Here is a 12,875-nt window from a genome sequence, read left to right as displayed (position 1 = left end):
AGGTAGGCCTGCGGTTAAGCGGTGGTTAACTGGCCGTTGGTGGAAGGCTGCTCGCGATAACGGCCAGCCGAGAGTTGTTGTCGCCGAACCGACGGATGCGCCCGGATAGCGGCGGATCAGCGCCCGAATAGCGGCGGATCAGCGGACTGTGCTTGGGGTGATCGAGGGTGGCGGCGGACTGGCTGCGCGGGCTGTTCAGCGGGGTAAGCCACCCAGGGCGGCTCATGGTGGCGAGAAAGGTGGTGGGTGCCGGTGGGAGGTGGCGGGGTCAGGTGGCGGGGTCAGGTGGTGGCTTGGTGGAGGAGGGTGGTGATGCGGGTGGTTGTTTCGGGGGTGACTTGGGTTAGGGCGAAGGCGGCGGGCCACATGGTGCCGTCGTCCAGGGAGGCGTGGTCGCTGAAGCCGAGGGTGGCGTAGCGCGCTTTGAACTTTTCGGCGCTCTGGAAGTAGCAGATCATCTTGCCGTTGAGGGAGTAGGCGGGCATTCCGTACCAGAGCTTTGGCGCCAGGGCAGGGAAGGTGCTCGTGATGATGTCGTGTACGGCCTCGGCCATGGCGCGGTCCGAAGGCTGCATCTCGGCGATCTTGGCGAGTACATCGCGGGTTGCCTCGGCGGCCTTGTCCGCTTGGGAGACGCGTTGGGAGGCGCGGCGGGCGGCCTTCTTCTGGTCCTGGGCGTGCTCCTTCATGGCGGCGCGTTCTTCGGCGGTGAATCCCTCGTACGTGCTGGTTTTGGCGTTGCTCATTTCAGAAATCTCCTCTGCGAATTTGTGGATTTGCGACTTTGCTACGGGAGGCGCAAGGCCCAGGGAAGGCCTCGGTTGGACAGCGCGGTTCAGGCGGCGGCGGTGGGTTCCCAGGTGAAGCCGTCGGGGTCGGTGAGGGGGCCGGCGTCGCTGGTGAGCACGAGGCGGTGGGAGCCGGTGCCCTCCTGCGGCATGCCCGTGTCCTTGGCGAGCGCTCGGCGCGGGTAGAGGGCCAGGGTGACGGTGGATGAAGGGGTGTCGAACTCCACGTACTTGCCGCCGAAGCTCTTGCCGACCGCCAGACCCTGCTCCACGTAGAACCGCTTGCTGGCCTTGACGTCTTCCACGCCCAAGAGCAATGCGACCTGGTCGATACGCCGTGCGGCGGGGGCGGTGTCCTTCTTCTTCGAAGTGGCGACCTTGATGATCGTGCCGTCCGGGGTGCGGACGACACCGCCGTACCCCCAGAAGCTCTTGGTGGCGGGTTTCAATGTGGTGGCGCCGGCCGAGACGGTGGCGTCGATGATCGCGTCGACGTCGCCCGGCTGGGACGCGACCAACGAGAGTGCGAAGCCGCGGAAGCCGGTCGATTCGGCGTCGGTGCCGCGTACGGTCACGTAGGAGTCGAGGCCGGCCGCCTGGTAGAAGGCCTCAGCGGCGGCGGGGTCGGCGGCTTCCAGGGTGATGGAGTCGAACGTGGTCATGACAGGTCCTTTCCGAACGAAGTGGTTGAGAGGGCTTACTGGTCCTGCAGAAGTCCGAGTACGTTGCCGTCGGGATCGGTGACGGTGGCCACCAGCCGGCCGGCGCCAACTTCGTGCGCGGGCTCCTGCACGGTGGCGCCCGCGGCGGTCAGCTCGGTGAGCTTCGCCTCGATGTCAGGCACGTGCCAGTAGGCCACCGGCGAGGTCATGCCCTGCGGTCCGCCGTCCGGTACCAGGCCGATGTGCTGGCCCTCGGCGTCGAAGCCGACGTAGTACGGCGAGTCGGTCTGGGGCTGGATGCCGAGCAGAGCCGCGTACACCGCCTTGGCCTTCGCCAGGTCTGACACGGGGTGCAGCACGGTCTTGATGCCCTGGGTGGATGAGCTGGTCACGGTCACTCCTGTGGTGGTGGTTTCTGGTAGTCACAGCTTGTCGCTCAGCCCCACCGACCCACATCCGTGCCGACCACGGATCCCACCACGGAAAGACCGGCACGGAGAGACCACCACCGAGAGACCGGCACGGAGAGACCACCACGGAGAGACCACCACGGAGAGAGAGTCACGGGGTGGCCCGCAGGGAGTGCTGATAAGCGAAGATGAGCGCGTGACGGCAGCTACGGATATCTCGCCTCGCGAGGGCGAGGTGCTGGACCTGGTCGGTGCGCATCTCAGTAATGCCGAGATCGCGGCCCGGCTGTACATCTCGGTGCGCACAGTGGAGAGCCACGTCTCCTCACTGCTGCGCAAGCTCGACGTGCCGGACAGGCGCGCGCTAGCCCAGCGCGCCGCTACCCCGGTCAGCGACGGGCCATCCCGCCCGGCGCCGGTTCTGCCGTCTCTGCTGACCTCGTTCATCGGCCGGGCCACCGAGCAGTCCGAGCTGACCGAACTGCTCAAGGCATACCGAGAGGTGACGGCGGTCGGGCCCGGCGGAGTGGGCAAAACCCGGCTCGCGCTGGCGGTGGCCGCTGAAGCGACTAGTGAGTTCTCGGACGGCGTGTGGTTCGTAGACCTCGTACCGGTCACGGATCCGGACATGATCGCCACGGCGGTCGCAGGGACGCTTGGTCTCGGGGAACAGCCCGGACGCGATATGACCGAATCCGTGATCGCGGCGCTGGCGGATCGCCACGCGTTGTTGGTGCTCGACAACTGCGAGCAGGCCGTAGACGGCGTCGCGCTGTTCGTGGAGCGGTTGCTGGCGACCTGCCCGCGGGTGACGGTGCTGGCGACTAGCCGGGCGCGGCTGATGGTGCCGTTCGAGCGGGTGTACCAGGTGCCGCCGCTGTCGTTGCCCACCGATGGCGAGTCAGACGCGGTCGCGTTGTTCCTGGAGCGCGCAGCGGCCGTCGGGTCTCCGCTGGATGCCCCGAGCCGCGATCAGATCGTCGCCATCTGCGAGCGACTGGACGGAATGGCTCTGGCCATCGAACTGGCTGCCGCGAGGTACCACACGCTCGGGCTGGACGGCATCACCGCGGCCTTGTCCCACCCACTCCGCATGCTCACGGGCGGCTTCCGGGCCGACGAGCGCCACCGTTCCGTGCGGGCGGCGCTGGACTGGAGCCACGCTCTGCTCGATCCAGGCGATCGGGCGCTACTGCGCCGGTTGGCCGTGTTCGTGGCGCCGTTCACCGCGCGAGCGGCGGCAGAGGTCGCGGGGGATATCAGCGCCCCTGACGAGATCGCGGAGGGCCTAGCCAGGCTGGCCGAGCAGAGCCTGCTGGTGGTGACGGCGACCCCGGCCGGTACGGCGTACCGCGCGCTCGAGACCATCCGCCAGTACGCGGCGGAACAACTGGCCGAAGCCGGAGAGCTGCACGACGTCCGGTCCCGGCACGTTCGCTGGTGCCTGGCCCAAGCCGCCGAGCTCGCGGTGGTAGGACCGGACTGGCGGGCAAAGTTCGACGCGGTAGCCGACGACCTACGCGCCGCACTGGCCTGGGCGGCGCACAAACAGCAGCCGGAGCGCCAGCCGCAGCAGGACCAGCAGCAGCGCAGCGACGCGTACAAGCTCGCCCACAACCTTGCCGAGCTGACCTTCACCCGCAACCTGATCGGCGAATCCCAGCAGCGGTACGAGCAGGCCGCCTCCCTCACCCAAGACCCGGACCTGGTCGCGGAAGCCCTTCGCCAAGCTGCGGCCGTGGCGGGCTGTCGTATGCGGGGCGACGACCTCTACCGGCTCCATCACGCGGCAGCGGACGCGGCCCGCAGCGCCGGGAACAACCCTGGCGCCGCGCGGGACCTGGCGACCATCGCCACCACGGCGTACCGGTTCGCGGGCAATTTCGTGCGCAAGCTGCCCACGGAGGAAACCGACGCCCTCATCGCCGAGGCACGGGAACTGGCCGGGAACGATCCGGCGGCTCTCGCCACGGTGGCGGTGGCCGAGGCCGGGCAGGCGCTCAACGCCGCGGTGACCACCGTCGAGGGCCATCCCGGTAACACTGTCGCGGACACGATCGCACGCGCCGAACGATCGGTTGAGCTGACCCACGGTGGCGGCGATCCACTTGCGGAATCCGCCGCCCTCGACGTACTGACCGGTGCCTTGAGCTGGGCCGGGGACACCTTCGCGGCAACGGCGACTACCCAGCGCCGGGTCACTCTGCTGGCGTCCGCGCCGGTTACGCCGTCCGCGACGTACGAGCTGGTCGAGGCATTGGCGGAGGCGGCCGAGGCCAGCCTTGGTACGGGCGATCTCGCGGCGGCTCGTCGGTGGGCCGGGAAGCTGGCCGATCACCCGTTGCTGGCGGAGGTTGGACATCGCGCCACGAGCTGGCTGCTGGTGGCCGACGCCTTCGCGGGCAACGTGGACGAGGTGCTGGCGAACAGCGTCCGCTTCCTCGACGCGTGGCGCCGGGCAGGCAGTCCCGCCAGAGCATCACTCGGTCCAGCTGTCTCCGCGGTGGCGATGATCCACGGCCTTCGCGGCGACGAGGACGCCCGGCGGGAATGGCTGGAAGCCTTGGAACAGCTTGGTGCTCCGCCCGAGCACACGTACGGCTATGGCGCGGTTTTCGACACCATGCTGCTGTTGCACCGCGGAGAGGTGTCCGCGGCCGTGGAGCGGATCGCCCCCGAGCCCGAACAGGTGTGGAAGTGGGTCACCTGGATCTGGCACCACTGGTACGTCGCTCTGCGCGCCGAGGCCGCCGTACTCGCGGGGAGTCCGGACGCCCGCGAACAGGTGGCAGCGGCCAAGACGATCGTGGCGGGCAATCCGGTCGCCGGTGCGATGGTGGCGCGGGCCGAAGCCCTGCTCGACGGGGACCGGGAGGCGCTGCTCGCCACGGTGGACGCGTTCGACGCGGCCGGCTGTCGCTACCAGTCCGCGCGAACGAGGTCGTTAGCCAGCGACTAGCGGCGGAACCCGTACGGCCGCAGTCAGCGCGCGTGGAAGAACTCCGTCAGCAAGCGCGCGGTGGCCACCGGCTGGTCGATGGCGGGGGAGTGGCCGGCGTCCGGGACCACCTGCGCGCTGATACCGAGGGCCTCGGCCATCGTGTCCTGGACCGGCCGGGGCCAGCCGTCGTCGGTCTCGCCGTACACGACCTGGGTGCGGACACCGGTCTTCGCCAGCTCGTCGGTACGGTCTTCGGCGTCGAGCAGCCGACGGGTGATCGACGCCAGGCTGACCGGCACGTTCGCGGTGAACCGGCGGCGCAGCCACGCGGCGATCTCCTCCGGCGGCGCCACCCAGGACGGGTCCTTGCTGTCGTGGTCGAGCTTGAGGTCGTACACCTGCTCGATCGGCAGGTTCTCCAGGCCGAACGCGAGCATCTCCAAGCCCTGGCGCTTCGCCTCGTCAGAGAAGCCTGCCGGGCCGGAACACAGCAGCGTGATCGTGGAGAACACCGATGGGTCGATCAGCACCGCCTCGCGCGCGACCAGTCCGCCGAACGAGTGCCCGACCAGCTGGCTGTAGCCACCGAGCGCCTTGCTCATCGCGACCACATCCGCGCCGAGCTCGGCCAGCGTGTACGCCGCGGGGTCCTCCGGGCCGGGGGTTTCGTGCTGGCCGCGCTGGTCCACCGCGACCGCGCGCCAGCCGAAGGCGGCCAGTTCGGCGACCAGCGGAGTGAAGTCCTCCTTGCTGCCGGTCCATCCCGGCACCAGCAACGCGGTGCCCAGCGGGATACCGATATCGGGCACCGCCTGCAGGGTCGCGAACGAACCCCGGTCGGTTTCGAGCGTGGCGGGAACGACCCCGCCCGGCAAGGTCAAACTGCGCGGCGTACTCACAGCCACCACGGTAGCCGGTCGCGGCAGCCGACTGGCCGCGCCGGGTCGTGCACCGGGCCGCGTTCCGTACGGCAGAATGTGCGCGATGGCCCGGGTACTCGCGGTAGCGAACCAGAAGGGCGGCGTCGCCAAGACCACGACCGTCGCTTCGCTGGGTGCTGCGCTGTCGGAACTCGGCCAGCGCGTGCTCCTGGTGGACCTCGATCCGCAGGCCTGTCTGACGTTCTCGCTCGGGTTCGATCCGGAGGACCTCGACAGCTCGGCCTATCAGGTACTGCTCGGCTCGGCGCGTTTGCCCGAGGTGGTGGTCCAGTGCGAGGAAGGCCCCGACCTGGTGCCGGCGACGATCCAGCTGGCGACAGCCGAGGTCAAGCTCGCCGGGGAGACCGGTCGCGAGCACGTGCTGCGTACGGCGTTGCGGCCCGTCGCACCAGCGTACGACTGGATTATCGTGGACTGCCCGCCAACCCTCGGCCTGCTGACGATCGCCGGGCTTTCCACTGCCACCGACGTGCTGATCCCCTTGCAGTGCGAGACACTCGCCCATCGTGGCGTGGGGCAGTTGCTCGACACCATTCACGACGTGAAGCGCCTGACGAATCCCGGCCTGCGAGTGCTGGGCGTGCTGCCCACGCTGTACGACGGACGCACCAACCACGCCCGGGTGGTACTCGACACCATCTCCGAGTCGTACGGCCTGTCCGTGCTGGCCCCGGCGATTCCGAAGTCGATCCGGTTCGCCGAGGCCCCGGCGGTCGGCCGCAGCATTCTCAGTACGGCGAGCCGCTCCGCCGGGGCGGACGCCTATCGCAAGGTCGCGGCCGGTTTGCTCTGACGGCGCCGGATCAGGAACCACACCGGTACGCCGATCAGCGCGAGCGCGATCGCGAACGGCAGCAGCGCACCGGCGGCAGTGGCGAACGCGGAAACCGTGCTGCTGAAGGCGTTCCAGCCCTTACCGAGGCCGACGAGGAAGCCACGGTCGTCCGCCTTGGGCGGCGGCGCCTCCCCGGGCCGGACCAGGGTGACCGTGATGGTGGCGAGTTCGGTTTGACCTTCGAGGGCCTTTTGTTTGGCCAGCAGGGCTTCGAGATCGGCCTCGCGACGGGTCAGTTCGCTTTCCACCGAAACGATCTCGCCGATGGTGTTCGCCTTGGTGAGCAGGGCCCGCATCCGGTTCAGGGCGGCCCGCTGGGTGGCGATCCGGCTTTCGACGTCGACCACTTGTTCGGTCACGTCGGCCGATTCCTGCCGGATCTGCTTGACCGCGCCGATCTCGGCCGTCAGCCGCCGCACGGTCGTGTCGTACGCGGCTGAGGGCACGCGCAAGACGAGTTCCGCCGAGGCGGGCTTGTCGTCGCGACCGGAGCCGCCTTGCTCGGAGGCGATCAGGCCGCGTTGTCCGGCGACGATGGTGGCGATCTTGTCCCGGGCGCTCGTGAGGTCGGGTGATTCGATGGTGAGAAAGCCTGTCCGGACGATCGAGCGCGTCAGGGTGGGCTGGTTCGCGCCGGTCTTGCCGGGGGCGGCCTCGGGTTTGCCGGTGTTCGAGCTGCCGTCGGCGGCTCGATCGGACTGGTCGGATTCGCGGGTGGAGGCGGTGTCCGCGGCGCCGGAATCGCTCATCGGGCCGGACGAACCACTACAGCCGGACAGCAGAACGGCCGCGGTGAGCATCAGCCCAGCCACCGCGGCCGGATATCTCTTCAGGTACATGGCCGGACCTCCGGGTCTCACTCGAATGGTGCCTTCGAATGAGGACGCCCGGAGGACGCCATTCGTTGCAGTGCGGTACTACTACTCCGGAGCGGTGAAGGTGACCTCGGTCGCCGCGGCCTTCTTACGGGTCCGCTTCGGCTTCTCCACCGCGGGTTCCGCCGGTTCAGCGGCGGCGTCGGCGAACTCCGGCGCCTCGACCTTGGCGGCCCCGGCCTTGGCGGGCTCGGTCTTGGCGGGCTCGGTCTTGGCGGGCTTCGCCTTGGTTGCGGTCTTCTTCACGGCCTTCTTCGCCGCTTTCTTGACCGGCTTCTCGGCGGCCGGTTCGGCCGGCTGGGCCTCTGCCGGAGCCGTTTCAGCCGCGGGAGCCGCCTTCTTCGTGGCGCGCTTGGTGGCCTTCTTGGCCTTGGCCGGCTTCGGCTCTTCGGTCGGAGCGTCCACGGCAACCGGAGCCGCCTCGACCTGGGGCGTGTCCGCCTCGTTGGAGCGACGGCGAGTGCGCGTGCGCGTCTTACGAGCGGGCTTCTCCTCGGTCGCCGCGTTCTCCGGAGTCGCCGCGACAGCCTCGGTCGCCGGGACAGCCTCGGTCGCTACCTGCGGAGCTGCTTCCGTCGCTGCGTTAGCCTCGGCCGCATTCTCCTCCGTACGGCGGCGGGTGCGGGTGCGGGCGCGCTTGGCGGGACGCTGCGAGGTGGAGTCGGTGCGCACCTCGGCGGCCGGCTCGGTCCTGGTGTCGGGGCGAGCCTCGACCAGCGTCGTACCGGATGCGTCGGCCGAGGCCTGGGTAGCGCCTTCGAGCGGCTCGCCGGCGCGCAGGCGGCGGCGCGTGCGGTTGCGGTTCCGGCTGGGACGGCTGGACTTCTCGCCGCCCTCGGACTGCTCCGTGCGCACGGGCCGATCAGAGCGCTCAGAGCGCTCCTCGACCTTGGCGGGCTTGATCCGGCCCTTGGCCTCGGTGGGAATGCCGAGGTCGTGGTAGAGCTCGGGCGAGGTGGAGTACATCTCCTGCGGCTCGTCGTACGGCAGGTCGAGCGCCTTGTTGATCGTCTTCCAGCGCACCAGGTCGGCCCAGTCGACGAAGGTGACGGCGATACCGCTGGCGCCCGCGCGGCCGGTCCGGCCGATCCGGTGGACGTAGGCCTTCTCGTCCTCGGGGCAGGTGTTGTTGATGACGTGGGTGACGCCTTCGACGTCGATACCGCGGGCGGCGACGTCGGTACACACCAGTACGTCGATCTTGTCGCCGCGGAACCGGGTCAGCGCGCGCTCACGCGCCTGCTGGTTCAGGTCACCGTGAATGGCGGCGGCCTCGAAACCACGGTCGATCAGATCGTCGGTCAGCCGCGAGGCCTCCCGCTTGGTCCGGCAGAAGATCATCACCCGGCCGCGGTCCTCGGCCTGCAGGATGCGGGCCACGACCTCGGGCTTGTCCAGCTCGTGCGCGCGGTAGACGAACTGCGCGGTGGTCGGCACCATCTCGGTCGAGTCGTGCGACTCGGCGCGGATGTTGAGCGGGTGGCGCATGTGGGTCCGGGCCAGGCCGATCACGGCCGACGGCATGGTCGCCGAGAACAGCATCGTCTGGCGCAGCTCCGGCGTCTTGCGCAGAATGCGCTCCACGTCGGGCAGGAAGCCCAGGTCGAGCATCTCGTCGGCCTCGTCCAGCACCAGCACCTTGATGTGGCTCAGGTCGAGCACACCGCGATTGGCCAGATCGAGCAGCCGGCCCGGTGTACCGACGACCACGTCGACACCGGACTTCAGCTTGTCCAGCTGCGGGTCGTACGCGACGCCACCGTAGATGGTCAGGATGCGCACGGTACGGACGGTCGAAGCCGTCTCGAGGTCCTTGGCGACCTGGATGGTCAGCTCACGCGTCGGGGTGACCACCAGCGCCTGCGGCTTGCCGGGCGCGGCGAGCTGCTCGTAGTCCGGCTCGCCGGGGGAGATGGTGCGCTGCAGCAGCGGGATACCGAACCCGAGGGTTTTACCGGTACCGGTACGTGCCTGGCCGATCAGGTCGGTCCCCATCAATGCGATGGGGAGCGTCATCTCCTGGATCGGGAACGGCTCGACGATGTTGACGCGATCGAGGGCGTCACAGATCTCGGGCAACACCCCGAGCTCTCGGAAGGTGGTCAGGCTGATCGCCTCTCACATCTGATTTCGGGCCTGTCCAGCCCTTGTTTCGGATACAGCGTTCGGACACAAAAAACCATGGCCGGGAGCAGCCGCGCAGGCGCGTCACCGGCGAATCACCGTCCAGTGTACCGGGACCGGCGCCCGGCCAGACGACTAGTCTGCTGGTCATGACCGAAACGACGGCCTTCGACGACCCCGCCTACCGGGCCGCGGCGGTGGATCTCCTGGGTGTTCTCGCGTACGGCGAGCTGACCGCGTTCGAGCGGATCGCCGAGGACGCGAAACTGGCCCCGACCCTCGATGACAAGGCTCAACTGGCCGCTTTGGCGACCACGGAGTTCGGCCATTTCCAGCAGCTGCGCGACCGGCTGGTCGAGCTGGGGGTGGACCCGATGGAGGCGATGCGGCCGTTCCAGGTACCGCTGGACGCCTTTCACGATCACACCGCGCCGTCGGACTGGCTCGAAGGCCTGGTGAAGGCCTACGTCGGTGACGGTCTGGCCAACGATTTCTACCGCGAGGTCGCGGCGTACGTCGATGCCGGCACCCGCGCGCTCGTACTCGAGGTGTTCGCCGAGTCGGGGCAGGCCGAGTTCGTGGTGGACCGGGTGCGCGCCGCCATCGAGGAGGACCCGAAGGTGGGTGGCCGGCTGGCGCTTTGGGGCCGTCGGCTGGTCGGCGAGGCGCTCAGCCAGGCCCAGCGGATCGCGGCGGACCGGGATCCGCTCGCGGCATTGCTGGCCGGCAGCGTGGATCGCCCCGGGCTCGACCTGGCCGCCATCGGCCGGATGTTCACCCGGTTGACCGAGGCCCATACCGCCCGGATGAACGCGCTCGGCCTGCAGGCCTGAAAGCCGAACCGGCCGCCATCCCGAGGGACGGCGGCCGGTTCGGCTTTTCAGTGCGGTTAGACGCGGGGCTTGGATCGGCCCGTGATCGTGGCTGCGACCATGACCAGCACCGCTGCGGCCAGAACACTGATCACCCAGCGCCACCAGTCGATGCCCGGAGTGTCGGTCCCGCCCAGAGCACCCCACAGCCAGTACCCGATCAGGGCACCACCGATGCCGCAGATCAGCGTCAGCCAGATCGGGATGTTGTCCTTGTTCTTCGGCGCGACCCACTTGCCCAACAGCCCGATAATGAGGCCGAAGATGATGGTCCCGATGATCTCTCCCATAGGGAGCCTCCTCGCGAGTGAAGTTCAGGTCACCTTTACAGGTGGCCACTCAACTTCATCGTGCCCCTTTGGTGGCGGAGAGCAACAAGGACACGCCAACCGGTTTGGCGTCAATACGGCTCAGGTGGCGCCGTCTGGGCGATCCGCGGCTCAGGAGGCGCCGAAGCCCACCGGCCGCACCGTCTCCGCGCCGATCTCGACATAGGCCAGCCGGTCGGCCGGAACGATGATCCGGCGACCCTTGTCGTCGGTGAGCAGCAGCAGACCTTCCTTGCCGCTGAACGCGTCCCCTACCGCCTGCTCGATCTCCGACGCGCTCTGTCCGCTCTCCAGCACCAGTTCACGATTGCTGTGCTGGACACCGATCTTGACCTCCACGAAACCCTCCGGGCACGTCATCACCGGCGGCTCTCGCCGGTCCTGAATCGAGCCTATCCTCCTGCTGCGACGGATCCCGCACGCGTCCGCCCAGAGCAGAAGTTCGGGTCAGCCCTCGGTGCGCGGGAAGCCGCGGATGCCGCGCCAGGCCAGGGCCGAGACCAGGTCGGCCGCCTGCTCCTGGGCCAGCGTCGGGTTGTCCGAGGCGAGCCAGTAGCGCGCGCTGACCTGGGCCATGCCGACCAGGCTGACCGCGAGCACCATCGATTGCTCCTTGTTCAGCCCGGCGTCCGCGCTGATCACCTCGGAACAGGCCTCGGCGCACGCGTGCGTGACCCGGTCGACCCGCTCGCGCACGGCCGGCTCGTTGGTCAGATCGGACTCGAAGACGAGGCGGAACGCGCCTTGGGCGTTCGCGACGTACTCGTAGAAGGCGTGAATGGTCGCCGCCACCCGCTGCTTGTTGTCCTCGGTCGAGCGCAGCGCTTCCCGCACGGAGGCCACGACCGCCTCGCAGGAGGTGTCCAGCAGCGCGAGATAGAGGTCGAGCTTGCCGGGGAAGTGCTGGTAGAGCACCGGCTTGGAGACACCGGCGCGTTCGGCGATGTCGTCCATCGCGGCGGCGTGATAGCCGTTCGCGACGAATACTTCCTGGGCGGCCTCGAGCAGCTGAGCGCGGCGGGCCAGACGAGGCAGGCGGCTGCCGCGCCTCGGCGCAGTCTCCGGTGACGTCGACACGACGTGCTCCTTCAGTGGTCGGCACCGGCGAGGTCGGTCACCGGGTCGTTCCGGCGAATCCTACCTAGCGGTAGACGCCCGGTCACCCGCGCAGGTCATTTGGGCAGTGGCTTCGGGTCGTCGTACAGGCTCGCGAGCACATCTCCGTACTGCTCGATCCGGGCCAGTACGTCGGCCGGATAGAACACCAGATCGGCCGGATCCGCCGCCTGCGCCACCTCGTCCCAGTCCAGCGGCGTGGACACCCGCGGCTCGTCGCTGCCGCGCAGGGAGTACGGCGCGAGGGTGGTCTTCGCGGAGTTGTTCTGGCTCCAGTCGATGAACACCTTGCCCGGGCGCAAGGCCTTGGTCATCGTCGAGGTGACCGTCTCCGGAATGGCCTCGGCGAGCTGGTCGGCGATCAGCTTGGCGAACTCGCTGGTCCGGCGCGACGAGGCCGGCTCGATCGGCACGTACAGGTGCATGCCCTTGTTGCCGGAGGTTTTCGCCCAGCAGTCCAGGCCGAAATGCCCGAGCAGATCCCGCACGGTCTGGGCCACGTCGCAGCAGTCGATGATCGTCGCGGGCGCGCCGGGATCCAGGTCGAACACGATCAGATCGGCCGTCGGGGACTGGCCGGATTCGGAGTCGGCGATGCGCCATTGCGGTACGTGCAACTCCAGCGCGGCGAGGTTGGCCAGCCAGACGATGGTGGCCGTGTCGTCCGCGACCACGAAATCGGCCTCGTCCCGGCCGGTGGAACTGCCCGGCGTGGGCAGGGTGACCGTGCGCACCCAGTCCGGCGTACCGCGTGGCGCGTTCTTCTCGAAGAAGTACGACGCGCCGGTGCCGTCGGGCCAGCGCTTGCGTGTCAGCGGGCGATCGCGCAGATGGGGCAGCAGGACCGGAGCCGCCTGGAGGTAGTAGTCGATCACCTCGGCCTTCGTGAAGCCAGTCTCCGGATAGAGGACCTTGCCGAGGTTGGTGAGCTTCAGCAGTTGGCCGTCCACCTCGGTTGTGAGTTGCTGCGCCATGCCCCCAG

The 12,875-nt window shown here is 68.8% G+C and carries 14 protein-coding genes; 3 read left to right on the top strand and 11 right to left on the bottom strand.

The window, feature by feature from the left end; genetic code table 11:
- Positions 1–25: 25 nt before the first annotated feature.
- From ACFFGN_RS33830 to ACFFGN_RS33815, 4 genes are all read right to left on the bottom strand, one after another.
- The gene (locus ACFFGN_RS33830; RefSeq protein WP_380056568.1) at positions 26–226 is read right to left on the bottom strand and encodes a hypothetical protein; all 201 of its coding nucleotides are present in this window, start codon (positions 224–226) and stop codon (positions 26–28) included.
- A 55-nt stretch (positions 227–281) separates the two neighbouring features.
- Complete coding sequence (locus ACFFGN_RS33825) at positions 282–746, bottom strand: iron chaperone (RefSeq protein ID WP_380056566.1); 465 nt, start codon at positions 744–746, stop codon at positions 282–284.
- Between the two features lie 89 nt (positions 747–835).
- Positions 836–1,450 (bottom strand): glyoxalase, encoded by a 615-nt coding sequence (locus tag ACFFGN_RS33820; RefSeq protein WP_380056564.1) that lies wholly within the window; start codon positions 1,448–1,450, stop codon positions 836–838.
- 35 nt (positions 1,451–1,485) lie between these two features.
- The gene (locus ACFFGN_RS33815) at positions 1,486–1,842 is read right to left on the bottom strand and encodes a VOC family protein (RefSeq protein ID WP_380056561.1); all 357 of its coding nucleotides are present in this window, start codon (positions 1,840–1,842) and stop codon (positions 1,486–1,488) included.
- A gap of 214 nt (positions 1,843–2,056) precedes the next feature.
- On the opposite strand from ACFFGN_RS33815, the gene ACFFGN_RS33810 reads away from it, so the two are divergent.
- A complete protein-coding gene (locus tag ACFFGN_RS33810) occupies positions 2,057–4,819 on the top strand; it encodes an ATP-binding protein (RefSeq protein WP_380056559.1) in 2,763 nt (920 codons plus the stop codon).
- Positions 4,820–4,842: 23 nt separating this feature from the next.
- Here ACFFGN_RS33810 and ACFFGN_RS33805 read toward each other — a convergent pair whose 3' ends face one another.
- Positions 4,843–5,700: an alpha/beta fold hydrolase gene (locus ACFFGN_RS33805; protein ID WP_380056556.1), complete on the bottom strand. Its 858-nt coding sequence runs from the start codon at positions 5,698–5,700 to the stop codon at positions 4,843–4,845.
- An 85-nt stretch (positions 5,701–5,785) separates the two neighbouring features.
- Between ACFFGN_RS33805 and ACFFGN_RS33800 the strand changes: the two genes are divergently transcribed.
- Positions 5,786–6,535, top strand: coding sequence for a ParA family protein (locus ACFFGN_RS33800; RefSeq protein ID WP_380056554.1), 750 nt, complete (start codon positions 5,786–5,788; stop codon positions 6,533–6,535).
- Here the strand turns inward: ACFFGN_RS33800 and ACFFGN_RS33795 are convergent.
- Together ACFFGN_RS33795 and ACFFGN_RS33790 are read right to left on the bottom strand one after the other, a co-directional pair.
- Positions 6,505–7,416 carry a DUF4349 domain-containing protein gene (locus ACFFGN_RS33795; protein WP_380056551.1) on the bottom strand — a complete coding sequence of 304 codons (912 nt, stop codon included), beginning with the start codon at positions 7,414–7,416 and terminating at the stop codon, positions 6,505–6,507. The two genes, ACFFGN_RS33800 and ACFFGN_RS33795, sit on opposite strands and share 31 nt — an antisense overlap.
- An 81-nt stretch (positions 7,417–7,497) precedes the next feature.
- Positions 7,498–9,534 carry a DEAD/DEAH box helicase gene (locus tag ACFFGN_RS33790; RefSeq protein ID WP_380056548.1) on the bottom strand — a complete coding sequence of 679 codons (2,037 nt, stop codon included), beginning with the start codon at positions 9,532–9,534 and terminating at the stop codon, positions 7,498–7,500.
- A 191-nt stretch (positions 9,535–9,725) separates the two neighbouring features.
- On the opposite strand from ACFFGN_RS33790, the gene ACFFGN_RS33785 reads away from it, so the two are divergent.
- Positions 9,726–10,409 (top strand): ferritin-like fold-containing protein, encoded by a 684-nt coding sequence (locus ACFFGN_RS33785; protein WP_380056546.1) that lies wholly within the window; start codon positions 9,726–9,728, stop codon positions 10,407–10,409.
- Between the two features lie 56 nt (positions 10,410–10,465).
- On the opposite strand, the gene ACFFGN_RS33780 is transcribed toward ACFFGN_RS33785, so the two are convergent.
- From ACFFGN_RS33780 to ligD, 4 genes are all read right to left on the bottom strand, one after another.
- On the bottom strand, positions 10,466–10,738 hold the full coding sequence (locus ACFFGN_RS33780; RefSeq protein ID WP_380056543.1) for a GlsB/YeaQ/YmgE family stress response membrane protein: 273 nt from the start codon (positions 10,736–10,738) through the stop codon (positions 10,466–10,468).
- 150 nt (positions 10,739–10,888) lie between these two features.
- The gene (locus ACFFGN_RS33775; protein WP_380056540.1) at positions 10,889–11,116 is read right to left on the bottom strand and encodes a DUF3107 domain-containing protein; all 228 of its coding nucleotides are present in this window, start codon (positions 11,114–11,116) and stop codon (positions 10,889–10,891) included.
- A 108-nt stretch (positions 11,117–11,224) separates the two neighbouring features.
- Complete coding sequence (locus ACFFGN_RS33770; RefSeq protein WP_380056538.1) at positions 11,225–11,854, bottom strand: TetR/AcrR family transcriptional regulator; 630 nt, start codon at positions 11,852–11,854, stop codon at positions 11,225–11,227.
- A 95-nt stretch (positions 11,855–11,949) separates the two neighbouring features.
- Positions 11,950–12,867, bottom strand: coding sequence for a non-homologous end-joining DNA ligase (ligD, locus tag ACFFGN_RS33765; RefSeq protein WP_380056536.1), 918 nt, complete (start codon positions 12,865–12,867; stop codon positions 11,950–11,952).
- Positions 12,868–12,875 lie beyond the last annotated feature (8 nt).

Origin of the sequence: Kribbella deserti, from assembly GCF_042434725.1 — a bacterium.
In the GTDB taxonomy this organism is placed as follows: Bacteria; Actinomycetota; Actinomycetes; order Propionibacteriales; family Kribbellaceae; genus Kribbella; species Kribbella deserti.
The sequence above is the reverse complement of the archived record's forward strand: the minus strand, read 5'-3'. Positions and strand labels throughout refer to the sequence as shown.